At 34.2% G+C, this 23,321-nt stretch carries 19 protein-coding genes and 1 riboswitch; of the genes, 11 read left to right on the top strand and 8 right to left on the bottom strand.

Annotated elements, in window-relative coordinates:
- The first annotated feature begins 29 nt into the window (after positions 1-29).
- Complete coding sequence (locus tag ABEB18_RS03295; RefSeq protein ID WP_348797617.1) at positions 30-680, top strand: polysaccharide deacetylase family protein; 651 nt, start codon at positions 30-32, stop codon at positions 678-680.
- 21 nt (positions 681-701) lie between these two features.
- On the opposite strand, the gene ABEB18_RS03290 is transcribed toward ABEB18_RS03295, so the two are convergent.
- The gene (locus ABEB18_RS03290; RefSeq protein ID WP_348797616.1) at positions 702-998 is read right to left on the bottom strand and encodes a thioredoxin family protein; all 297 of its coding nucleotides are present in this window, start codon (positions 996-998) and stop codon (positions 702-704) included.
- Between the two features lie 72 nt (positions 999-1,070).
- The gene (locus ABEB18_RS03285; RefSeq protein WP_348797959.1) at positions 1,071-2,303 is read right to left on the bottom strand and encodes a metallophosphoesterase; all 1,233 of its coding nucleotides are present in this window, start codon (positions 2,301-2,303) and stop codon (positions 1,071-1,073) included.
- A gap of 123 nt (positions 2,304-2,426) precedes the next feature.
- On the opposite strand from ABEB18_RS03285, the gene polA reads away from it, so the two are divergent.
- On the top strand, positions 2,427-5,264 hold the full coding sequence (gene polA / locus ABEB18_RS03280) for a DNA polymerase I (RefSeq protein ID WP_348797615.1): 2,838 nt from the start codon (positions 2,427-2,429) through the stop codon (positions 5,262-5,264).
- Positions 5,265-5,332: 68 nt separating this feature from the next.
- Here the strand turns inward: polA and ABEB18_RS03275 are convergent, their stop codons facing one another.
- The 4 genes from ABEB18_RS03275 to ABEB18_RS03260 all read right to left on the bottom strand — a co-directional run bounded on the left by ABEB18_RS03275 (position 5,333) and on the right by ABEB18_RS03260 (position 12,498).
- A complete protein-coding gene (locus ABEB18_RS03275; RefSeq protein WP_348797614.1) occupies positions 5,333-6,478 on the bottom strand; it encodes a hypothetical protein in 1,146 nt (381 codons plus the stop codon).
- 40 nt (positions 6,479-6,518) lie between these two features.
- Positions 6,519-9,152 carry a DUF5916 domain-containing protein gene (locus ABEB18_RS03270; protein ID WP_348797613.1) on the bottom strand — a complete coding sequence of 878 codons (2,634 nt, stop codon included), beginning with the start codon at positions 9,150-9,152 and terminating at the stop codon, positions 6,519-6,521.
- Between the two features lie 48 nt (positions 9,153-9,200).
- On the bottom strand, positions 9,201-10,541 hold the full coding sequence (locus ABEB18_RS03265) for an outer membrane protein assembly factor BamB family protein (RefSeq protein WP_348797612.1): 1,341 nt from the start codon (positions 10,539-10,541) through the stop codon (positions 9,201-9,203).
- 103 nt (positions 10,542-10,644) lie between these two features.
- The gene (locus ABEB18_RS03260; protein ID WP_348797611.1) at positions 10,645-12,498 is read right to left on the bottom strand and encodes an alpha-amylase family glycosyl hydrolase; all 1,854 of its coding nucleotides are present in this window, start codon (positions 12,496-12,498) and stop codon (positions 10,645-10,647) included.
- 208 nt (positions 12,499-12,706) lie between these two features.
- Here ABEB18_RS03260 and ABEB18_RS03255 point away from each other — a divergent pair, with 208 nt between their 5' ends.
- A complete protein-coding gene (locus ABEB18_RS03255) occupies positions 12,707-13,777 on the top strand; it encodes a sensor histidine kinase (RefSeq protein ID WP_348797609.1) in 1,071 nt (356 codons plus the stop codon).
- Entirely contained in the window at positions 13,764-14,492 is a 729-nt protein-coding gene (locus ABEB18_RS03250; RefSeq protein WP_348797608.1) for a LytR/AlgR family response regulator transcription factor, read from the top strand. Before ABEB18_RS03255 ends, ABEB18_RS03250 begins: the two co-directional genes overlap by 14 nt.
- A gap of 73 nt (positions 14,493-14,565) precedes the next feature.
- Here the strand turns inward: ABEB18_RS03250 and ABEB18_RS03245 are convergent, their stop codons facing one another.
- Positions 14,566-15,585: a LacI family DNA-binding transcriptional regulator gene (locus tag ABEB18_RS03245; protein ID WP_348797606.1), complete on the bottom strand. Its 1,020-nt coding sequence runs from the start codon at positions 15,583-15,585 to the stop codon at positions 14,566-14,568.
- A gap of 342 nt (positions 15,586-15,927) precedes the next feature.
- On the opposite strand from ABEB18_RS03245, the gene rplM reads away from it, so the two are divergent.
- From rplM to tsf, 4 genes are all read left to right on the top strand, one after another.
- Positions 15,928-16,383, top strand: coding sequence for a 50S ribosomal protein L13 (gene rplM, locus ABEB18_RS03240; protein WP_348797605.1), 456 nt, complete (start codon positions 15,928-15,930; stop codon positions 16,381-16,383).
- Complete coding sequence (gene rpsI / locus ABEB18_RS03235) at positions 16,383-16,769, top strand: 30S ribosomal protein S9 (RefSeq protein WP_348797604.1); 387 nt, start codon at positions 16,383-16,385, stop codon at positions 16,767-16,769. Before rplM ends, rpsI begins: the two co-directional genes overlap by 1 nt.
- 243 nt (positions 16,770-17,012) lie before the next feature.
- Positions 17,013-17,783, top strand: coding sequence for a 30S ribosomal protein S2 (gene rpsB, locus ABEB18_RS03230; RefSeq protein ID WP_348797603.1), 771 nt, complete (start codon positions 17,013-17,015; stop codon positions 17,781-17,783).
- 112 nt (positions 17,784-17,895) lie between these two features.
- Complete coding sequence (gene tsf / locus ABEB18_RS03225) at positions 17,896-18,858, top strand: translation elongation factor Ts (protein WP_348797602.1); 963 nt, start codon at positions 17,896-17,898, stop codon at positions 18,856-18,858.
- A 203-nt stretch (positions 18,859-19,061) separates the two neighbouring features.
- Here tsf and ABEB18_RS03220 read toward each other — a convergent pair whose 3' ends face one another.
- The gene (locus tag ABEB18_RS03220) at positions 19,062-20,300 is read right to left on the bottom strand and encodes an MFS transporter (RefSeq protein ID WP_348797601.1); all 1,239 of its coding nucleotides are present in this window, start codon (positions 20,298-20,300) and stop codon (positions 19,062-19,064) included.
- Positions 20,301-20,516: 216 nt separating this feature from the next.
- On the opposite strand from ABEB18_RS03220, the gene ABEB18_RS03215 reads away from it, so the two are divergent.
- The 3 genes from ABEB18_RS03215 to ABEB18_RS03205 all read left to right on the top strand — a co-directional run bounded on the left by ABEB18_RS03215 (position 20,517) and on the right by ABEB18_RS03205 (position 23,089).
- A complete protein-coding gene (locus tag ABEB18_RS03215) occupies positions 20,517-21,575 on the top strand; it encodes a Ppx/GppA phosphatase family protein (protein ID WP_348797600.1) in 1,059 nt (352 codons plus the stop codon).
- A gap of 201 nt (positions 21,576-21,776) precedes the next feature.
- Entirely contained in the window at positions 21,777-22,472 is a 696-nt protein-coding gene (locus tag ABEB18_RS03210) for a hypothetical protein (RefSeq protein ID WP_348797599.1), read from the top strand.
- 59 nt (positions 22,473-22,531) lie between these two features.
- Entirely contained in the window at positions 22,532-23,089 is a 558-nt protein-coding gene (locus ABEB18_RS03205) for a DNA-3-methyladenine glycosylase I (RefSeq protein ID WP_348797598.1), read from the top strand.
- A 90-nt stretch (positions 23,090-23,179) separates the two neighbouring features.
- Positions 23,180-23,274, top strand: a riboswitch (TPP riboswitch).
- The last annotated feature ends 47 nt before the right edge of the window (positions 23,275-23,321 follow it).

Below are 23,321 nucleotides of genomic sequence, written 5' to 3'. Positions count from 1 at the left end.
AATTTGAACACAACTTATTGCCTTGAACGATGAAACCCTATTGGATTAAAACAAATTCTTTGATAAAAATACTATTCAAAAAGTACGTTTGGAACATCCCTAATCAAGATAATAAAATCTATCTCACCTTTGACGATGGTCCAACTCCTGAAATAACTGAATGGGTTTTGGCTGAATTAGAAAAACACAACGCTAAAGCTACATTTTTCTGTATTGGTAAAAACATTGCTTTATATCCTGAAATCTTTATTAAAACACTTGAAAAAGGTCATCGCATAGGCAATCACACTTACAATCACCAAAATGGATGGCAAACGAATATAGAAGAATATATCAAAAATACGCAATTATGCGAAAACAGCATTTTTAATTTAAATTCTGAAATATTACCTCTAAAACCTAAGCTCTTCCGACCTCCTTATGGTAAAATTAAAGGATCGCAATCTAAAAAATTACAGCAATTAGGCTACAAAATAATTATGTGGGATGTTCTCAGTGCTGATTTTGACCAAACCATAACACCAAAGAAATGTCTTGAAAATGTTCTGCAAAATGTAGTTTCGGGAAGTATAATTGTTTTTCACGATAGCGTAAAAGCACATAAAAACCTTAGATATGCACTTCCTATTGTTTTAAAAACATTAAAAGAAAAAGGATATAAATTTGAGCAAATTCTGTGAAGAATCACAAATACAACTTATTTACAACTGCTCTTGTACAATTCCGATTAAAGTATTGGCATCTAACTCGCCTGATTGCCTCCAAATCATCATTCCTTCTTTATAAATCATAAAAGTTGGCAATCCTTTTATGCGCAATGCGTCTGATAATTCTTGATTTTTATCAACATCTATCATAATTACTTTTACTTTATCACCAAGTGCTGCCGCTACATCTTTTATAACTGGATGCATTGATACTGAAGACTCGTTCCATTCTGTGTAAAAATCTATTAACACTGGAACTTGAGCATTTATAAGTTCTCCAAATTTTGACATAAATCCAAAATATTAAATTTCTATTACTTTCAAAAAGAGATATTAGCTTACAAAATTAGCATTTTATACCAATTATGCTAATTTTTCGCCTTTTATTAGTTGAATTACCGTAATCTCAGGCATAATCCCTACTCTCCCAGGATAAGCATGAAAACCAAATCCTCTATTTACATAGACATATCTTCCGAGGTTTTCATACAGACCTGCCCATTGCTTATACACATATTCTACAGGGCTCCACTTAAAAATCCCTGGAATTTCGATACCAAATTGTAAACCATGTGTATGCCCCGAAAGTGTAAGTTGATAGTGTCGCTCGTCGTGCTGAACGATTTGATCCCAATGACTAGGATCGTGACTCATTAAGATTTTAAAATCGTCTTTACTCAATTGTTGAGAAGCTTTATTCAAATCACCAGCCTGCTTAAAGTTACGTCCCCAATTTTCAACTCCAACCAAAGCAATTCTTGCTCCATCCTTTTCTATAAACCTATGCTCATTCAACAACAGATTAAAACCTATTTGTCCGTATAACTTTTTGATGTCTTCAAAGTTTTTGTCTTTTTCCGATTGCGATGGCCAGGTTACATATTCACCATAATCGTGGTTTCCTAATACCGAATATTTTCCATACTGAGGATTTTTAATTTTATTAAAAGTCTCAATCCAAGGATACATCTCTTTAGCATGTGTATTTACAATATCCCCTGTAAACAAGATCAAATCCGAATTTTGTTCATTTACCAAATCTATAGCATGACTTATTTTGTCAGGATTATCAAAACTACCACTATGAACATCAGAAATTTGTGTAATAGTAAAACCATTGAAAGCATCAGGCAAATCTGGGAAATATATGGGTTGTTTTATTACTTTGTAATTGTATCTCCCTTCAAAAATTCCGTACAACAAAGACAAAAAAGGAACTGCCGCTAGACCTAAACCAACTTGACTAACAAATTTCCGTCTAGAAGGTAAAAATGTACTTTTATTAGTGTCTATAAAATAATTAATTACACCAGCCGAAACCCTAAAAACATCTTCCCCTAGAAGTATTACCGAAATCACAATTTTAGGCAGATAAACAACCAACATCAACCCCATAGTAAATAGGGTTTGCTTAGTTTGTCCAACCGAACGATCAAATTGCGTAAAAGAATAAAGGATAAAAAACAGAAGTAATGCACTAATTATCGAATATGACAAAAGAATCCATTTTGCTTTTATTAAAGTTTTAATTGCCTGATAAGCATATATTTCAACAACAACAAAAACGAAACAAAAAAATAACAACCTCAAACCCATTTTTAATTTTTTGGACAAATTAACAAATTTTAAAAACGATACAGATTTAATTAAATAAAAATTAACGCTCCTCAATCCATAATGTTTAACTATTTTTACCCTTCTAAAAAAAACACAAGTACTATGTCTGCTCAAAAACGCCTTTACCTTCTCGATGCTTATGCTTTAATATTTCGCGGTTATTTTGCTTTTATCAAAAATCCAAGAATCAATTCTAAAGGTATGGATACATCGGCCATTATGGGGTTTATGAATGCCTTGATGGATGTAATCAAAAAAGAAAAACCAGATCATTTGGCAGTAGCATTTGACAAAGGAGGAAGTGTTTTGCGCAACGAAATGTTCCCAGAATACAAAGCCAATCGTGACGAAACACCAGAGGCTATAAAAATTGCAGTTCCTTACATTCAGGAATTATTGCGCGCTATGCATATTCCGATTATTGAAGTAGCAGGTTTTGAGGCTGATGACTTAATTGGAACCATAGCCAAACAAGCCGAAAAACAAAACTATAAAGTTTTTATGGTAACTCCAGATAAGGATTTTGCTCAATTGGTTTCGGAAAATATTTTTATGTACAAACCAGCCCGAATGGGAAATGATATCGAAATATGGGGAATTCCAGAAGTTTTAGAAAAATTTGAAATTGATCGTCCTGAACAAGTAATTGATTATTTAGGAATGATGGGAGATTCTGCCGATAACATTCCTGGATTACCAGGTGTTGGGGAAAAAACAGCTAAAAAATTCCTAAAAGAATTTGGTAGTCTTGAAAATCTTTTAGCCAATACACATCAACTAAAAGGAGCCCTAAAAGACAAAATAGAAGCCAATGCAGATCTAGGTTTACTATCTAAAAAACTTGCCACAATTCTTTTAGATTGTCCTGTTGAATTTGACGAAAGCGAATACGAATTATCAAAACCAGATATCGAAAAAACAGATGCTTTATTCCAAGAACTAGAGTTCCGCCAAATGAAAGCACAGTTTGACAAATTATACAATCCTACAGTTGCCGAAGAAAACTCAGTTTCTGAAACTGTTACTCCCAAAAAAACTCCAGCTAAAAAAACAAACGAAGACCAATTTGATTTATTTGGTTTTTCGGATGAAGAAAGTGGCGAAACTAAACCACATTCGTTTTATGCAACTTTAGAAAATACAGAACATTTTTACCAAAGTATCCAAGGAGATTTTGCTGTAAAATTATTGATGCAAAACTTAATGAATCAAACTTCAGTTTGTTTTGATACCGAAACCACCGGAATTGACGCTTTAAATGCTGAATTGGTCGGAATGTCGTTTGCTTTTGAAAAAGGAAAAGCTTTTTATGTTCCATTTCCTGAAAATCAAGAAGAAGCTCAAGCTTTGGCCGATAAATTCAAACCCTTTTTTGAAAATGAAGCTATTGAGAAAATTGGTCAAAACGTCAAATACGATTTGAAAATTTTATCAAATTATGGAATTCAAATCAAAGGAAAATTATTTGACACCATGATTGCGCATTATCTAATCAATCCCGATATGCGACACAATATGGACGTTTTATCGGAAACGTATTTGAAATATTCACCAAAATCCATCGAAGATTTAATTGGTAAAAAAGGAAAAAATCAAAAATCGATGCGTGATGTCCCTTTGGAAGATATTAAAGAATATGCCGCCGAAGATGCTGATATTACTTTTCAATTGAAACAAAACTTCAGCCCGATTCTCGATAAAGTCGAAACCAAAAAATTATTTGATGAAATCGAAATTCCATTAATACCTGTTTTAGCTTCTATGGAATTGGAAGGTATCAATCTAGATGTTCCTTTTTTACAATCGATGTCAGTCGAAATGCAACAAGAAAGCAATGCATTGGAACAAAAAATATATGAAACCGCTGGTGAAAAATTCAATCTGGCTTCACCAAAACAATTGGGCGATATTCTATTTGAGAAATTAAAAATTGGTGGCGCCAAGCAAAAGAAAACCAAAACGGGTCAGTATGCCACTGGCGAAGAGGTTTTGTCCTATTTAGCTAATGACCATGAAATTGTTCGTGATATTCTAGAATGGCGCCAAATGGTAAAACTACAAAGCACTTATATTGATGCATTGCCTGGTCAGGTAGATACCAAATCTGGTCGCGTTCATACTGATTATATGCAAACTGTTGCCGCAACAGGACGTTTGAGTTCTAATAATCCAAACTTGCAAAATATTCCAATTCGCACCGAAAGAGGTCGCCAAATCAGAAAAGCTTTTATTGCTCGTGATGAAAATTATACCTTACTTTCTGCCGATTATTCGCAAATAGAATTACGTATCATAGCCGCTTTGTCTGGCGAAGAAAACATGATTAAAGCATTTCAAAACAACGAAGACATTCATAAAAGTACAGCTGCAAAAGTTTTCAACGTTCCGTTGGAAGAAGTTACTAAAGAGCAACGAAGCAATGCCAAGACCGTAAACTTCGGAATTATCTATGGTGTTTCGGCTTTTGGTTTAAGTAACCAAACATCACTTTCTCGAAAAGAAAGCGCCGAATTGATCGAGGCTTATTATGCGACCTATCCAAAGCTAAAATCCTATATGTCAAATCAGGTAGATTTTGCTAGAGAAAACGGATTTGTACAAACCATTTTAGGAAGAAGAAGGTATTTAAAAGATATTAACTCAGCTAACATGATGGTCAAAAGTGGTGCTGAAAGAAATGCAGTAAACGCTCCAATTCAAGGTTCGGCTGCTGATATTATCAAAATTGCCATGATTAATATCCACAAAAGACTAACCGAAGAAAACTGGAAATCGAAAATGCTTTTACAAGTTCATGATGAGCTTGTATTTGATGTTCACAACAGCGAGTTAGAAAAAATCCAACCGATGATCAAACAAGAGATGGAAAATGCAGTTAAACTGGAAGTCCCATTAGAAGTTGAAATAGGTTTGGGAAAAAACTGGCTGGAAGCGCATTAATCATTTTTACAATATAAAAACCGTCTCATTAAAAAACGAGACGGTTTTTAAAATTTAAACCAACAATACTATTGTTTATCTACTTCAGCATATATTTTTGGAACATCAGCATACTCTAAAATTTGTTCCCAATATTCTTTTAAACTTTTAGGTCTTGGTCGCCAATCTGGGTCTGCAACATTCTCCAAAGCTTGTTCCCAATTCTTTTCTGTTAAAAAAACAGTATCTATTTCACAGCCGGAAAGTTGTTTGATAGGCTTTAGAAACACATATCCATCATAAATATCTTCCATCGTAAAGTTTTTATGACCCAATGAATAATAACTATTGTCTGATAATTTACCCAAAGGTGTGTTAACCAAATCAAATCCCACGGGCTCATTATTCAGTTTTTGCATTATTTCTTCAATAGCTCCATTTGCAGGTGAAACCAAATTAGGTTTGAGATCGGGAAGATTCATAAAAGGTTTGTGCAATGAAATGGAATACACCTTCTGCGGATATTTGACATACAATAGGTTTCCGAAATAACCATTTTCGAATCGAACAAAATCTTCTCCCAAGAAGTCATATACTGGGAATTTATATCTCGTAAAAGCGTGAATATCTCCTGTAAGTATCAAAATCTTTTCTCCCTTTGCTATAATTTCTTTCTCAACAATACTGAATCGATATGTTTCGGTATTTCCTTTATAGAAAACTTTTTTCATCTTTTCGGGAGTCCGGTGTCCTGAAAATGAAGACCAATTGTATCGGTAACTTAAATTTAGAATACGGAATTTCTTTGCCGATTTGGACAGTGATTTATTAAATGACCAAGCGGCTTTATACAAATCTGTATAGCCTTTGAAAACCCATCCCGAATTGTAATTGAACATCAGTTTACGAGCTAAATCGTCATTGTATTCCGGAGCCAAAATTAAGGAATCCAGCGTTTTTTGGTTTTCGCTTGCACCAAATTCCATTCCAATGATGAATACCCCTTTTTGATGCAAAACAGGAATCAGACTTTTTACCAACTCCAGGTTTTCCTTAACCCGATGCTCTTCGGACAAAAGAATTATCTCTTTGGTTGCAAATTTTGAAGCAATGTATTCTTGAGGCGACATTTTATTTTTCGACAAATAGTCAATTGATTTATCGATGGCTTCAGATTGTGAAAACAAACACAACGGAACAAGCATTAACAGAAACAGAATGTCTTTTTTACACATAATAGTATCTTTTAAATTCATAAATAATCATAGTTATCAATCATAACAAAAAGCGGTAAGTTACCTTTAATATAAATGTATTCTGAGGTTGTTTACCCAAAATCTGGGTATCCATATTGACAAACAAATCGTCTACAGGATTTCCTGAGCCATTTGTGCCTTGCGACCATACCAGATAAATTTCGGAACCGGGTATGTATTCCCAGCGCAAAACCAGATTGGAACGAAACTGAACAAATGAAAAGTCCGGATTAAAGAACGAATAATCGGTGGTTCCATTTAAATTTTCATCCACACTATAAAGATTCGTAGCACTGTCAAAAGAAATCTGATTCGTACCATAGGTAACTGTCCTATCCAGATAATAAGATGCTCTTGGGTTGGTCACATAGTTAAAGTTCGAATATTTCCCTGTAGAAGCAAAAGACTGTCCGTAATACTGAATGGTGAAATTTGGATTGATGTTGTAATTCAACCGCAAGGATGCACTGGCTGTCTGCTGATCCATATGCGCCGTGATGTACCTTGTACCTCCTTTAAAAGGAGATTGGGTTACATATTGGGTTTTGCTTTGATTGACATTGAAATTTGGGTTTATCGTAATCGACAAGGCATTAGTTGGCTGGTAGGTCACACTCGGATCCACTTCTTTGTATGAGAACGAATTGTTTTTCCCCTGTGCAAAAAATACGCCAGCCTGAAAGCGTAATTTTTTTCGGTTATCGGTACCAAAAGTATTATAGCTCACAAACTCTTCCGAAAACCTGAATTTGGGACCGCCCTGCAAATACGCATTGTTGTAAATTCTCGGTTTGTATGAAAAACCAATATTGGCCCACAAATAATTGTTGAACTCCCCTTTTCCCAAAAGATCATAATAAGTCCGGTTATGGAAACCTCCAAAATCATAAGTAACAAAAGGCTCGAATTTCACCATTCCGCTTCTAAAAACACCAAAAGGCTTTAACGATTGATAGCTGACATTTAGTGTTTGCCTGATTTCATCGGCCTGACGAAGGAAACCAATATCGTTCAGTTCCAATTCCGGCGAGCGCCAGGTCAGGCTGGCATTGTATCTCCAGTGTCCATCCGATGCTTTTCCGACTTCAATCTTCCCTCCCGTTCCGCTCAATGAAGTGCGTTCAGTATCCACCGAAACATAATCGGCATCGACCCTCTGAAACAAATGTGTCATTTCCCTTTGGGTATTTGTAATGGACTCCTTTGAACCCGAAACATAACTTCCAACAATGTTCCCAGCCACAAAATATTTTCGGTCCTTCCAATTGTGTTTAAAATCGATACCTCCGGAATAGGCGGCTTCGCGCAACAAACTGAATTGTGGCTCATCTGTATTTCTATTGGTTGCGGTTACAATCGCTCCCAAAAAACTATTCCGATCATTAAAATCTTTTTGAGCACGACCCACAAAATAATTTGTCAGCGGTTCCACCAACACCCCTTGACGTTCCTTACCATTGTCAATCTTTGCATATTCATCGGCAGTTACACTTTCCAAAATCCCCAAAGACCATCCATTCTTCGTTTTACCGCTGAATTTAGCCGCACCGAGAATAGTGGAATTTTGCGGGCGTTTGACAAAATCCTCTTTTTGGGTTGTTATGATTCCCTGTGGACTTCTTCCAATACGTCTAGAATAAAACAGATTGTCTTCACTATTTGCAAAATTATAATCGAAAATGTTTTTGTTTTCGATAAAAAACGGACGCTTCTCCTGAAAAAATACCTGAAATCCATCTAAAGCAATTACTGCCGGATCGGCTTCAACCTGACCAAAATCGGGGTTGATGGTCAAGTCTAATGTAAGGTCATTGGTCACTCCGATTTTGGCGTCAAGCCCAGCGTTCATATTAAATTCCTGCCCCTCCCGAAACGGATTTCCGGTTTCCTGTTCGTAGGTATCATACTGTGTTAGGAAATAGGGCTGAATTTCAAGTTGTTTTTGCGGTTTCAAGTTAATCAAGCCCTGCAAATTCCCAAATTCACTTACCCATCCAGGGGCATCAGTAGGTATACGTTGCCAAACCGAACGCTCCTGTTTTCTGAAATACCAGCGTGTCGCCTGAAAACCCCAAACCTGATTTCCACTGTCACTGAATTTCAATTGACTCAGCGGTATTTTCATTTCGGCGGTCCAGCCTTCAGCATCTACATTGGTTTTTACATACCAAATCGGGTTCCAGCTGGCATCCCAATTATCTCCATTGTCAGCAATGAATTCATCACTTTTCACCCCTGATGCCGATATTGTAAATGAAAAACCGGTTCGTTTATCGTGATAACTGTCGATATTCACTTCGACAAAATCACCCGCGAAACCGTCACGTCTTGACATTCTTTTTACGACTTTGTCCGGTACTTTGTCATAACATTTGAAAGCCACATACAAGAACTTCGAATCGTAAACAATCTTAAATTTGGTTTGCTCCGTAGGTGGTGTATTTTCATCTGGAAGATTCTCGATAAAATCCGTTTGCCAATCCACAATATCCCAGCTGGCATCCGTCAAAAGCCCGTCAATTATGGGTGCTTTATTATTTTCTAATGGTTTTGTGGTATAACTTCTCTTTTCGTTTTTGGGCATATCTTGCCCGGAACAGAAATAAAGAGAGAATAAAAATACCAGCAAAAACCGTATTTGCTGAATAATCATACTATTTTATTTATGCCAAATTAATTTATATTCTGATGTGTCTGATTGCTATTTCGTAAGCAATCCGATGGCATAACAATTCCCATCGGCACTGCCAAAATAAACCGTGTTATTGGCCACAAAAGGAGAAGAAACAATGGAACCTAATGTATAGAACTTATCCATCACCGCTTTATTAGTATCATATAAAGAAACATCTCCATCTTTGACAACATAGGCAAAGTCAAGTTGATTGTTGTTTAATAGTTGCGGACCAAACTGTTTTCGCCCTTCGGTGCTGAAACTGTTCCATTCTTTACCCAAAGATTTAGTATTCACAGCGAAAAAATTACCAGTGAAATCTCCAAAGTAAGCTGTTTCACCAGCAATAGCAGGAGAACCGTACACATAGCCATTTGCCTTAAACTTAAACAATTCTTTACCGGTTTTGGCATCCAATCCCAATAATGCGTAAGTATCTGAAGTCCCTACATACAAAACATCATTCACTACAACTGCCGTACCAAGTATCCAGGAATAAGCCGCATCATACTTCCAAACCAATTTTCCGGTTTCGGCATTTAAAGCAAATAAAAATGGGTCACGAGCTCCAAAATAAACCATGTTATTGGCAACGACAACACTGGATTCTATTCCTTTAAAACCGACTTTCGCCACTGTTTCAAATTTCCAACGCTCCTTTCCGGTCGTTATGTCAATGGCATATAAATTAGCATCCCAACTTCCAATGTACAAGGTATTTTTATCTAAAACCGGACTACAGTGAAATGATCCTTTTACTCCAAACTTCCATTTCAATTCTCCGGTATTAGCGTTAAGCGCATATACATTACCATCACTGCTCCCAAAGAAAACAGTTGGATTTTGCTTATCTGGATTTATAACCGGGGAAGACAAAAAGAAATCCCACAAATCGTCCATATATTGATCAGCCGGTTTCAACCCGAGAAAACCTTTTTCGCCGGACCATTGTTCGCCTCCCGTTTTAAATTTCCATTTCAACTGACCTGTTTTGGTATCAATAGCATAATAATAACCATCAAAACTGCCTACATAAACCGTATTTTCAAAAATAGCCGGAGAACTGTGCACTGCCCCTCCGGTTTTAAATTTCCAATTTGTTTTACCCGTCTTTTCATTGATAGCATAAAGATTCCCATCCTCACTTCCTATATACACAGTTCCTTCATTTACAATTGGAGAGGAAAATACTTTTCCGTCAGTTTTGAAAGCCCATTTCACATTACCTAAAGGCTTGTAATTTTCACCTTTAAATACACGGTTTTGAAATACATTCACAGTTGCTTTTTTTTCTTGTTGAGCAAATACAACAGCATTGTTTATTCCAAAGAGAAGTATTAGTACAACTAATAAATAGGGGTGTCTCATTATTTGTGGTTTTACAGTTAGCAATCAATTGAAATTAAATATCTTGAAATTATCCATTAACTCAAAGATATGTTTTTTATTACAAAAAAAGGTTGATCGTTCTCTATTTGCTCAATTCCAAAACCCACATTTTCATTGCAGGAATGAATGTTTTCTTCGAAGTATCAAAACCTTCCTCAGTAATAACATTTTTTGCGGAAGCGAAACCAGCCGTTCTTTCATCATATTTTTGAAAGTCAATTTCTTTTTCGGAATTGCTTGTATTCATCACACACATAATGGTCTGGTTTTCATCATATCTGAAATACACATATAATCCGTCAACAGGAACGTAATGCATCATTTTTCCTGTTTTAAGTGCAGATGCATTTTTTCTGAAATTACCCAATTTACGAACCAAATCCTGTGTTGATTTTTCATCATCTGTCAAACCTTTACCTGTAAATGCATTTTTAGCATCTTCTTTCCATCCTCCTGGAAAATCGGCACGCACTAAACCGTCTGGTGCTTTAAATCCTTTCATCAACACTTCGGAACCGTAGTACAATTGCGGAATTCCTCTACAGGTTAATAACCATTGGTATCCCATTTTTTGTTTTTCTACATTCTCACCAACCACTGAAAAAAAACGTGGTTCGTCATGATTATCCAACAATAATACTTTTTGCATCGGGTTCTTACTCAAAAAATCACTGCTCAAGGTATAGTACAATCTGTTCACCCCTTCTTTCCAACCAAAAGGCTCTGTCAAAGCAGGGATAATTCCATAATACAAAGCTTGAAAATCCACTACCGACGGCAAGTTACTTTTGAAACTCACATCCATATTGTTTTGCTCAAAATACGCCTGATTCGCCACTCCATGAACCATGATTTCTCCAAAAATGGTCATTTTAGGAAACTCGTCCATAATTGCTTTGTTGCAACGATTTGCAAAATCCAAATCATTATAAGTATAGGTATCCAAACGAACTCCGTCAATACCAAATTTTTCGATATGCCAAATACAGTTTTGAATAATGAAATTGGCCATAAATGGATTGTCATGATTGATGTCTGGCATTATCGTATCAAACCAACCGTCACTCATTCTTTTTTTATCTGATTTTGTGCCATAGGGATCAAACAAAGTAATTTCTCTGTAATTAGTTTGGGTATAGGTTGGCCAGCGGTGTATCCAGTCATTTGCTGGCGGATCCAATTCTAAAAAATGAAAAGATCCAATGTGATTGTAAACCGCATCAAAAATAAGCTTCATCCCTCTTTTATGTAACTGATCGCTTAATTTTTCATACAAGGCATCGCCTCCATATCGCTTATCAATTTTATAATGATTGGTAATAGCATAACCATGTTCGGTTCTTTTCTCCATATCATTCTCCATAATTGGAGTAAACCAAAGCGAGGTTACGCCCAATCCTTGAATATAATCAAGATTATTGATTACGCCCTGCAAATCTCCTCCATGACGATCATACATTTCGTTTCGGTTAAGAGACTGGTCTCTCATCCCCTCTACTCGATCATTCGCAGGATCCCCATTACTGAAACGATCTACCATAATTAAATCGATAAAATCACTAGAGGTTACGCCTTGGGCATATTGGGTTCCATTACCTGGCCTACGGTTATAAAGTGGCCATTTTATTTTTTGTTTGCCTCTTTTTTGGTTCAGTTCGATAATCACATCTCCAGCAACTGCCTCTGGCGCAATAACTATATCTACAGCAATATATTTTGGGTTTGGAAAGGAATAAGTTTTTGTAACCGTTATTCCCGGATAATTAATAGTTACTTTATCTGTAGCAAAAGAATCATCCGTAGTTCGAATAAGCAATTGAATGGAATTGGTCTTCATCCCTACCCACCAGTTTGTTGGATAGACTTCGGTATTTTTGGCTTTAACCGCCAAAGAAAAACCAAAGAACACCATTAAAATTAAAACAATTTTTTTCATAATTTTTTTAGATTTTTTTAATAGTGAGCGAAAGATATTTCACTTTTCTACTATTAAAAAGGCACTTATTTAAACAACATGATTTGTATTGTAAACAACCATTTCAAAACTTTTATGTCATTCAAATAAGAAAAGTGTTTTCTGCAACAGTTCCATTTTGAATCTAAAACAAAACACTTAGCTTTACATTACAGAAAAAAAATAGACAATGAATCATTCGATTTCGTATTCAGGAAGCACATCCCAAAAAATAAAAATGTATTCAATCTATTGGCTTGGATATATCTTACTTTTCAGTCTAATTCAAGGGTTGCCTGAGTCCGATTTTTGGAGATCATTAGTCAACGAATGTTATAGCGTGTTTCCCAAAATAGTATTTGTTTTACTGATAGTAGAAATAGCAATGCCTCATTTATTCTTCAAGAAAGAAAGAGGGCTTTTCGTTCTTACCTACCTGTTTTCAATTCTTTTCTTCGCCTTCATTCAACGACTGATTGACAATTATATCATTATTACCTATTATTTGACGGAATGGAAAAAAGAACCATTATTGTCCGCTCCCGTGTTTTTGTACAATGTGATTAAATTACAGTTCGTTGTCACTATTCCGCTGGCAATAAAACTTATCTATTACCTTGCCGAAGAAAAAAACAGGGTTCAAACCATTCTTTCCGAAAAGTTGCAAGCCGAATTATTTTCGTTACGAAATCAATTCCATCCTCATTTTTTGTTCAATGTTCTCAATAGTTTGTATTCTAAAATCCTCAGTAAATCTGATGATTCTGCTGGTATTGTTCTTAAAATTTCAGACTTCCTCCGGTATTCTGTTTATGAAGTAAATACAAGACACATTCCTCTTGAAAAAGAAATCGAATACTTAAAAAACTATATTTCATTACAACAATTGCGATTTGACAATAGACTCGAACTCAGTTTCAGTACTAGCGGAATTTTGGAAAACCAGTATATTGAGCCTTTTTTAATTCTTCCTTTTATTGAAAATAGTTTTAAATATTGTCTGAATGATACCGATTCCCAATCATGGATTACCATTTCGATTACAGCCTCAGGAGAATGGCTGGTGGTTAAAATTGAGAATAGTGTACCACATGACTTTATGAAAAATAACAATGAAGAAAATCCATACAGTGGTGTTGGTATCACGAATGTAAAAAGGCGATTGGAATTACTTTATCCTGACCAGCATGTTTTGACTATCAAAAATGAAGTTGATTCCTTTTTTGTTTCATTAAAAATAAAAACAAATGACCCCCACTAGAATCAATTGCATCATCATAGAAGACGAACTTCCAGCATCCATATTGCTTGAAATGCATATTGAAAAATTTGACTTTTTGAATTTGAAAGGAAAATTCATGAGTACAAACAATGCTCAAAATCTTTTGAAAACCCAAAAAATAGATTTGATTTTTCTGGATATTAATTTACCTGGAAAATCTGGAATCGAGTTTGCAAAATCGTTACCAAAAGATATCGGAATTATTTTTACTACTGCCAATTCAGAACATGCTGTAGAAGGGTTCGAATTGGAAGCCGCTGATTATTTATTGAAACCTATTTCATTGGAACGCTTTTCTAAGGCAATCCACAAATACTGTAAAATTCAAAAAAACAATCAACAATTTGAACAATTGACCCAAGCAGAAACAGAACAACCTTTTATTTTTGTGAAATGCGAAAGAAAGACATTGAAATTGTATCTGAACGAAATAGACTATTTTGAATCGCAAGGCAATTACCTACTCATCTACACCGAAGATGATTGTTTTAAAACCTATCAATCTATTACGGAAATGATGGAAAAGTTACCTGAAGGATTGTTTTACAGAGTCCATCGTTCCTTTTTGATTGCGCTAAAAAAAGTTATCCAATTCAACAGCCGTTCAGTAACTATTAGAAATAAAGTTTTACCTATTGGAAGACTATACAGCGCATCGACATTAAATTGTTTACAATCATTTGTAAAAAAATAAAGCAACTCATTTTTTACCAAATAAAAATGGCAATCGAAAAAATCAATTGCCATTTTTTATTCATAACACTTTTTTACTTAGTAGATTCACGCTCTTTCAACTGAGTTTTAATTACCACTGTCTCATAAGGTTTGTGTTCTTCATCTGATTCTAATCGGTCAATTAATAACTTTACAGCCACTTCACCAATATCTATTCCGTGTTGACTAACAGTTGTCATACTTGGCGACAATCTTCTTGAAGCCAAAATACCATCAGCAAAACCAATAATTTTTAAATCTTTTGGTATTTTATATCCTTTCTTAACTCCAACTTTTAAAGCTGCAACAGAATCATTCTCGTCTAAAGCAAAAACACCATCAACTAAATTATTTGAATACAATGCATTTATCTTATCAGCCAAATCATGTTCAGATTCAGTTCGAATAATTATATTGTCATTAATCTCCATATTATTCAATCGTAAGGCTTGTAAATATCCTTCGGCTCTTAACTTCCCGACACTTAAATTATCAACAGACGAAATAAGTGCAATATTCTTGCATCCAAGATTAATTAAATGTTGTGTTGCATTTTGTCCAGAATCAAAATCATCTACAATAACTTTATCACATTCTACTTGATCTGTAGTTCTATCAAACATCACAATTGGAGTACCATCATTTATAATCGAATTGAAATGGCTGTATTCACCTAATTTTTGTGCCTCTTCAGAAATAGACAACACAAAACCATCAATAGTACCGTTACTCAAAATCTCCATAGTATGAGCTTCTTTTTCCATAGATTCATTAGAGATACACATAATTACATTATATCCTCTCTCATCAGCCACTTTCTCTATACCACTAAATACTTTTGCAAAAAAAGAGTTTAATATATTAGGAATAATAACTCCGATTGTCTTCGTTTTTCGGTTTTTAAGGTTTAAACCAATAACATTGGGTTTGTAATTTTTTAATTTGGCATATTCTTTAATTCTGACTTTCGTCTGTTCACTAATTTCTGGACTATCATTGAGTGCCTTAGAAACAGTTGACACTGATACATTAAGTTCTTTTGCAATTTGTTTTAATGTTGCTTTTGCTTTCATTGGAGAGTGATATTTGAACTATACTTATTAATAGCCTAATTTTTAAGAATTAAATAATAACACTAATCGTTCCTGCAAAGAATATAGGAAAAAGTGGATATTTAACCACATAAAACGGAAAAGTACAAAAAAATTGCAACATCAAAAAAAAATATTCGAAATTATTACACCATGATTCAAGTAGGAATCCAATTCAAAATTACCGATCAATAAATATATATTTGATAATCAGCACCAACTCTCAAAAAAAATAATCAATTAAGCTATTTGGTTTTAAAATAATTAATTGTACTTTTGCACTCCCTTTATTGGGAATGGAATGTTTAATTAAAATATATTATTGTGAACGCATTAAGCTACAAGACAATTTCAACAACTAAAGCCAATTCTAAAAAAGAATGGATTGTTGTTGATGCTGAGGGTCATAACTTAGGACGTCTTGCTTCAAAAGTCGCTATGATTTTAAGAGGTAAGTACAAGCCAAGTTACACCCCACACGTGGACTGTGGAGATAACGTAATTGTTATCAACTCAGAAAAAATTAACCTTACTGGTAACAAATTGGATGAAAAAACATACATCCGTCACACAGGTTACCCTGGAGGACAAAGAAGTTTATCTGCCAAAGTATTGCAAGCAAAAAACCCTGCATTATTGGTAGAGAAAGCAGTAAAAGGTATGTTACCTAAAAACAAATTAGGAGCAGAACTTTTCAGAAATTTAAATGTTGTTGTAGGATCTGAGCACAAACAAGGAGCTCAAAAACCTAGAACTGTTAACCTAAACGATCTTAAGTAATGGGAGTTATTCACAAAATCGGTAGAAGAAAAACCGCTGTTGCACGTGTTTATGTTTCTGAAGGAACAGGAGTAATCACTGTAAACAAAAAAGAATTTACAACTTACTTTCCAACTGCAACTTTACAGTACAAAGTTTTACAACCAATGTCTATGACAGAAAACGTAAGCAACTTTGACGTAAAAGTAAACGTTTACGGAGGTGGTTCTAATGGTCAAGCAGAAGCTGTAAGAATGGCATTAGCTCGTGTAATGTGCGAAGTAAATGCTGAAAACAGAGGAATTTTGAAACCAGAAGGTTTATTAACAAGAGACCCAAGAATGGTTGAACGTAAGAAATTCGGTCAGAAGAAAGCTCGTAAGAGATTCCAATTCTCTAAACGTTAATATTACCTGTCTTGTTCAGATAGAGCAAGACATTCTACAATGTATTAAAAAAATTAAAACCATGTTATTGTTGTCCTATCGAGGTAGGAAATTAGTTTAGCATCTAAATGAAACCGGGATTGAAAGATTAAAAGATTGAATAATTTAAAAGATTACACTGAAATTTTTAAATCTTTGAATTTTTAAATCATTAAATCCAGAACGGGACATTGCTTACTCAACAGAACGTAAACTAGTACAAAAATGTCAAACAAAATAGAAGTAAAAGAATTACTAGAAGCAGGTGTTCATTTCGGACACATGACTAGAAAATGGGATCCAAACATGGCTCCTTACATTTATATGGAGCGTAATGGTATTCACATTATCAATCTATATAAAACTGCAGCAAAAATAGAAGAAGCTAACGAAGCTTTGAAAAAAATCGCTGCATCAGGTAGAAAAATATTATTTGTTGCTACCAAAAAACAAGCAAAAGACATCGTTGCCGAAAAAGCAAAAGCTGCAAACATGCCATACATCACTGAAAGATGGCCAGGTGGAATGCTAACTAACTTCGTAACTATCAGAAAGGCTGTTAAAAAAATGTCTTCTATTGATAAAATGAAGAAAGATGGTACGTTCAACACTTTATCTAAAAAAGAGCGTTTGCAAGTTGATCGTCTTCGTGCAAAATTAGAGAAAAACTTAGGATCAATCGCAGATATGTCTAGACTACCTGCTGCATTGTTCGTAGTAGATATCAAAGCTGAACACATCGCAATAAAAGAAGCTCAAAAATTAAACATTCCAGTTTTTGCAATGGTTGATACAAACTCTGATCCACGTGAAGTAGATTATGTTATCCCAGCAAATGATGATGCTTCTAAATCAATTGATAAAATTTTATCTTTAGTAACTACTTCAATTATTGATGGTCTAGCTAATAGGACTTCTGATAAAGAAGCTGATGCTGAAGTTGTTGCCGAAGCTGAAGCTCCAGCTGTTGAAGCAACTGAAACAACAGAAGAATAAATCAAAACAATTACGAATTATGAATTTAGAATTATGTGAGTTTTACGTAATTCGTAATTTGTAGTTCGTAATTTCTTTTAAAAGAATTTTCAATCTTTAAAATAAAAATATTATGGCAACAATTACTGCTGCAGACGTAAATAAATTAAGACAATCTACAGGTGCCGGAATGATGGACTGTAAAAAAGCTTTAGTTGAAGCTGAAGGAGATTTCGACAAAGCTATCGAAAACCTTAGAAAAAAAGGACAGAAAGTAGCTGCTAACCGTTCTGACCGTGAGTCTAGTGAAGGAGCTGCTGTTTCATTTATTAATGCCGACAAAACTAAAGGAGCCATCATCACTTTAAACTGCGAAACAGATTTCGTAGGTAAAAATGAAGCTTTCGTAACTTTAGCTAAAGATTTAGTTGAAAGAGCAATCAACTTCTCTTCTAAAGAGGAATTTTTAGCTTCAGATTTCAACGGAATCACTGTTGCTGAGAAACTAATTGAACAAACTGGTGTAATCGGTGAAAAAATCGAAATTGGCGGTTTTGAAATCATCGAAGGTGCTTATGTTGGATCATATGTTCACGTTAACAAAATTGCTGCTTTGACTGCAATTTCTGCCTCTATACCTAACGCTGACGTTTTAACTAAAGACATCTCTATGCAAGTTGCTTCAATGGGTGCTGATACATTGTCTTACAAAGATTTTGATCCTGCTTTCATTGCCTCAGAACTTGATGCTCGTATTGCAATCATTGAAAAAGAAAACGAAGAAGCAAAACGTTTAGGAAAAACTTTAAAAAATGTTCCTAAATATATTTCTTACGCTCAATTAACGGAAGAAGTTTTAAAACAAGCTGAAGAAGATGCTAAAGCTGAATTAAAAGCCGAAGGTAAACCAGAACAAATTTGGGACAAAATTATCCCAGGAAAAATTCAACGTTTTATCTCTGACAACACAACTTTAGACCAAGAGAAAGCTTTATTAGACCAAAACTTCATCAAAGATGACAGTAAAAAAGTTGGTGATTACATTAAAGGATTCAATGTTGAAATCACAGCTTTCAAAAGAGTTTCTTTAGGATAACACAAATTAAAAGTTCATTTAGAATCTTTAATAATCACAAAACCCATTTCCTATAGAAATGGGTTTTTTTTATGCATTGATTTTAAACATAAGAGACCTAAAAAAATCCTGAAACACACTTTCAAAAACAAAATTAGATCATAAAAAAAAAACAGCACTAAACACATGTTTAGCACTGCTTTTATTTTAATTATACTAAAGATTTACTTCCCTTCTTTTACTTCAACCGTTGCCATTGCAGCATTTTTAACCCCTTCTTTTTCTACCATTTTATACAGTCTAAAAACCAACAATGTTCCTACCACCCCAAGACTCATCATAAATAACCAGTTGGTCTCATAATTTGAATAGTGAATGATTTCCATACCTGTCTTAGCACTTAAGATATGTGCAAAACTATAACTCATTGTAAAAGCCGCCATATATTTTCCTTCTTGCATATGTGACCTATCCATTGCAAACGAATTTGCGAATGGGAAAGTCAACATAACCCCACAAGTCATAACAAACATCATTGGCACTAAAACAGCTTCAAAAGGAAGCAGCAACAATAAGAAACTTGTCGCCATAAGCAACAATCCAAAAGAAATAACTTTATGATTATTAATCTTATTCCTGCTCACATAATTCACAATTGGCAACTCAAAAAGCAAAATCAACAAACCATTCAAGCTCAAAAGCAAACCACTATCAAACTCTGTCATATTGAATCGCTCTTTATGATACAAAGGTAAAGTTGTGAAAATTTGGAAGAAAAGAATACCTGTAATCAAACAGATAACTAAATGAAGCATAAATGGCCTGTCTTTTATTACAGATACTTTTTGAGCTGATTTTACTACATTGCCTTCTTTTTTAGGTACTTTTATCTCTTTTACAAAGAACATAAAAACAATTATAGACAGAATACAAGTCGCACCATCGATATAAAAGATATACTCGTATCCCATTTGCATAATGATCAGACCTCCCAGAACAGGACCAAAAAGAAACCCTAAATTAATAGCTGCTCGAGTTAAAGAATAAGCACGTGCTCTGTCTTCTTTTTTAGTAAAAGTTTTCAAACACACTAGCATTGCAGGCCTGAACATATCAGCTATACTCGTCAAAACAAGTATCCCTACACATAATTGCTCAAAGGTTGTAGCATATTGTAACAAAATAAACACTATCCCACTAGCAAACAAACTAAATACCATCACCTTATAAAAGCCAATCATATCCGAGAGCTTACCACTCAACCAAGTTCCAATAATAGAACCAACTCCAAAGAAAACCATTACCCAACCAATTTGGCTGTAGGTAAACATTAGATCTTCTTTCATATATTTTGATAGAAAAGGAATCACCATGGTTCCAGCTCTATTGATAAATGTTATTAAAGTCAGAATCCAAATCTCTTTCGGAAAATCTTTAAAATTACTTAAGTATTTTTTTATCATAATCAATTGTTTTTGGGGCAAAAAAATTATTCGTACAGGCAAAAATAATTTTTTTTTTGAATCAACCAACAAGTAAACAGTTAAAATCATAAACAATTTCTAAACATTTAGAAATATTTCTCAAAAAAAAATTTTTTAAAAAAAAATTCAAAATGAGGGAATTATTCAATTTTTAATATAGATTTGCAATTCTTAGAAACCCCAAAATTTTAAAATATGAAAGAGAAAATTTACTATTTAATAGTTTGCCTTATTCTTTCCTTTTCTTCCCATGCACAACTTTATGGAGGAATAGAAATTGGAAGTAAAGGTATCAAAATGACTGTACTTGATGTAGAAAACCTACGAAGAAACACTTACGATGTAAAAGAATTTTGGACTGAAAACGTTGGTATTGCTACTGGAATTGGAATGGAAGGCTTGTTATTACAAGAAGACATCGAAAAAGCAGGTGCTGTTGTTTATAGCAATTACAAAAAAATGCTTACCGATTACAAAATTGAAGATAAAAACATTTTTATTGTTGCTTCATCAGGGGTTGGTCTTGCAAACAATACTGCTGAATTAGTTGCAAAAATTAAAGAATTAACCAACAAAAAAATCGAAATCATTTCTTCTTCATTAGAAGCAAAATTATTATTAAGAGGATGTATCCCTCCTAAAAACTACTTAAACTCTGTAATTATTGATATAGGTGGAGGTAACACAAAAGGAGGATATGCAAAAGATATTAACGACGCATCTGTTTTCTTCCCTATTTCTTGTGATTTAGGAACAGTAACTTTGACAGAAATCATCAACAAAAAGTGTAAGCAAAAAACAGTTTTTGAATTCAACGAAAACTTATTCGATTATTTACCTACAATAAGAGAAAGTTTCAAAAAAATGTACACTAGTAGATCTGAATCTCAAGACAAAACAAATGTGTATATTTCTGGTGGAGCTGCCTGGGCATTTTACACATTGTTAACTGGTGTTAGAGCAGAAGAAAATTTTACTCAAGTAAAATATGACGACATTTTAGCTATTAGAACAATTGCTGAAAACAACTTTCAAAGATTTGTGACTAATGCTGAATCAAATGTAGAGATGCAAAAAGTATTAAAAACGTACCAACAAAAATACTTAATCGCTGCATTTAACCTTTTGGAAACTTCATTAGAAGTATTGCCAAACGTTCAAAGCAAAAAAATATATTTTGCAAAACAAGGTCAAATCGCTTGGCTAGTGAGCTATGTATTTGATAGCGCAAGAGGTGTTAAACAAATTTATTAATTCGAATTCTAGATTAAACATATTTAGTTTTTATCGAATATAACAAACCAAAAAAAATAACTAACCAAAACCTAAAAGGGACTATCTTTTTTTCGAGATAGTCCCTTTTTTTTGTAAACACAAACAAAAGAAATAGCAATTAATATTAAATTCAAAAAAAAGTTTATTTTTGAATACCAATTCTAATACTTCACAAAAAACATGAATACTATTAAATTGATATTCACTTCTCTAGTCATAACAACCCTAGTTAGTTGTGGCAAAAATGAAGATGAGAAAACCATTCGTGATTCTCAAAAAAAAGAAGTTCCTAGAAAAAAAGTTATTACAAAAAATGGTACGCAGCTACAAGACAATTCTTCTTTTCAAACCCACACAGACAGTATAAAATCAGTTAAAGAATCTGTCCTGACAAAACAAAAAATCAAGAAAAAACAAGGAGTAGCTCCAGAACAACAACCTACAACTCTCAAAACAGCTGACAAAACTCTAACTACTAAAACTAAAGCTAAAAAAATTACGGCTTCATCATTTGTGTATCTCAAAAAAATATTGGAAAACTGTAAAATTGGAGAACCCATGACACAGGAAGATTTGGAAACAAAATTCAAAATTCCAAAAGAAGCCATGAAACTTGTAAAAAGTGTCACCAAAACTGCCGAAAACGAGCTTGATGTAAAATGGAAATCTACTTGGCTGGTCGAGAAAGTTTCAGACGCAAAATTTAATGATGGTAAAATAAAAATGCGTTTTGACAACAACAAAATGTACATGAGTGGCGGTGCAATAGGCATCAAATATGAAAACAAAATGTACACCGATTTAATCCTAATTGGAAGGTCGGCTTATATTCCTACTGTAAAAGGGTATCATTGGCAAATAGGAAAAGACCATTAAAACAGAACCCTAAAACATTCAATTTTGAGGTCGTTTTACATCTTTAAAACAAAAAAACTATGGAAATTAAAAGATGCGACTGGTGTTTATCCAGTGACTTATACAAAAAATACCACGACGAAGAATGGGGAAAACCTATTTACGACGACGCAACTTTGTTCGAGTTCCTAATTCTAGAAACCTTTCAAGCCGGTTTAAGTTGGATAACCATACTCAATAAAAGGGAAAACTTCAGAGCTGCTTTTGATAATTTCGACTATAAAAAAATAGCTTATTATCCTGAAAGTAAAATCGAAAAGCTTCTGCAAAACCCAGGTATCATCCGCAACAAACTCAAAGTCAATTCGGCCATTACCAATGCACAAGCCTTTATAAAAATACAAGAAGAGTTCGGCAGCTTTTCAAACTACATTTGGAAATTCATCGATGGAAAACCAATTGACAACAACCCAAAAACTCTAAAAGACGTTCCTGCCACCACTCCGCTCTCGGATGCCATCAGTAAAGATTTAAAAAAACGCGGTTTCAAATTCGTCGGATCTACAGTAGTTTATGCCCACATGCAAGCCACTGGAATGATCAACGATCATGTAGAAGATTGCTGGACTCGCAAATAGTTTATAGTGTTCAGAAACTTAGTATTCAGTGCTAATTTTGTTAAACTTCTACCGCCAATATCTAACTTCCAACTTTTTCCCTACATTTGCTTCACACTTTAGGGGTGTCTGCAATCGCAGGCTGAGATTTTACCCTCGAACCTGATCTAGTTCATACTAGCGTAGGAAAAAGTAAGATGACTTCCATGTACCGTTGCGTACACTTGTAGCCATTCCTAAAGTATAATTATAT

Source organism: Flavobacterium adhaerens, assembly GCF_040045115.1.
GTDB lineage: Bacteria > Bacteroidota > Bacteroidia > Flavobacteriales > Flavobacteriaceae > Flavobacterium > Flavobacterium adhaerens.
This window is presented reverse-complemented; position numbering and strand designations above follow the sequence as displayed.

Bases quoted from the DNA above. Each gene is read 5' to 3' on its own strand.
- polA (WP_348797615.1), top strand. From the start codon at position 2,427: ATGTCTGCTCAAAAACGCCTTTACCTTCTCGATGCTTATGCTTTAATA.
- rpsI (WP_348797604.1), top strand. From the start codon at position 16,383: ATGGGAGTTATTCACAAAATCGGTAGAAGAAAAACCGCTGTTGCACGT.
- ABEB18_RS03250 (WP_348797608.1), top strand. From the start codon at position 13,764: ATGACCCCCACTAGAATCAATTGCATCATCATAGAAGACGAACTTCCA.
- ABEB18_RS03215 (WP_348797600.1), top strand. From the start codon at position 20,517: ATGAAAGAGAAAATTTACTATTTAATAGTTTGCCTTATTCTTTCCTTT.
- ABEB18_RS03205 (WP_348797598.1), top strand. From the start codon at position 22,532: ATGGAAATTAAAAGATGCGACTGGTGTTTATCCAGTGACTTATACAAA.
- ABEB18_RS03290 (WP_348797616.1), bottom strand. From the start codon at position 998: ATGTCAAAATTTGGAGAACTTATAAATGCTCAAGTTCCAGTGTTAATA.
- ABEB18_RS03255 (WP_348797609.1), top strand. From the start codon at position 12,707: ATGAATCATTCGATTTCGTATTCAGGAAGCACATCCCAAAAAATAAAA.
- tsf (WP_348797602.1), top strand. From the start codon at position 17,896: ATGGCAACAATTACTGCTGCAGACGTAAATAAATTAAGACAATCTACA.
- ABEB18_RS03245 (WP_348797606.1), bottom strand. From the start codon at position 15,585: ATGAAAGCAAAAGCAACATTAAAACAAATTGCAAAAGAACTTAATGTA.
- ABEB18_RS03275 (WP_348797614.1), bottom strand. From the start codon at position 6,478: ATGTGTAAAAAAGACATTCTGTTTCTGTTAATGCTTGTTCCGTTGTGT.
- ABEB18_RS03270 (WP_348797613.1), bottom strand. From the start codon at position 9,152: ATGATTATTCAGCAAATACGGTTTTTGCTGGTATTTTTATTCTCTCTT.
- ABEB18_RS03210 (WP_348797599.1), top strand. From the start codon at position 21,777: ATGAATACTATTAAATTGATATTCACTTCTCTAGTCATAACAACCCTA.
- ABEB18_RS03295 (WP_348797617.1), top strand. From the start codon at position 30: ATGAAACCCTATTGGATTAAAACAAATTCTTTGATAAAAATACTATTC.
- ABEB18_RS03220 (WP_348797601.1), bottom strand. From the start codon at position 20,300: ATGATAAAAAAATACTTAAGTAATTTTAAAGATTTTCCGAAAGAGATT.
- rpsB (WP_348797603.1), top strand. From the start codon at position 17,013: ATGTCAAACAAAATAGAAGTAAAAGAATTACTAGAAGCAGGTGTTCAT.
- ABEB18_RS03285 (WP_348797959.1), bottom strand. From the start codon at position 2,303: ATGGGTTTGAGGTTGTTATTTTTTTGTTTCGTTTTTGTTGTTGTTGAA.
- ABEB18_RS03260 (WP_348797611.1), bottom strand. From the start codon at position 12,498: ATGAAAAAAATTGTTTTAATTTTAATGGTGTTCTTTGGTTTTTCTTTG.
- ABEB18_RS03265 (WP_348797612.1), bottom strand. From the start codon at position 10,541: ATGAGACACCCCTATTTATTAGTTGTACTAATACTTCTCTTTGGAATA.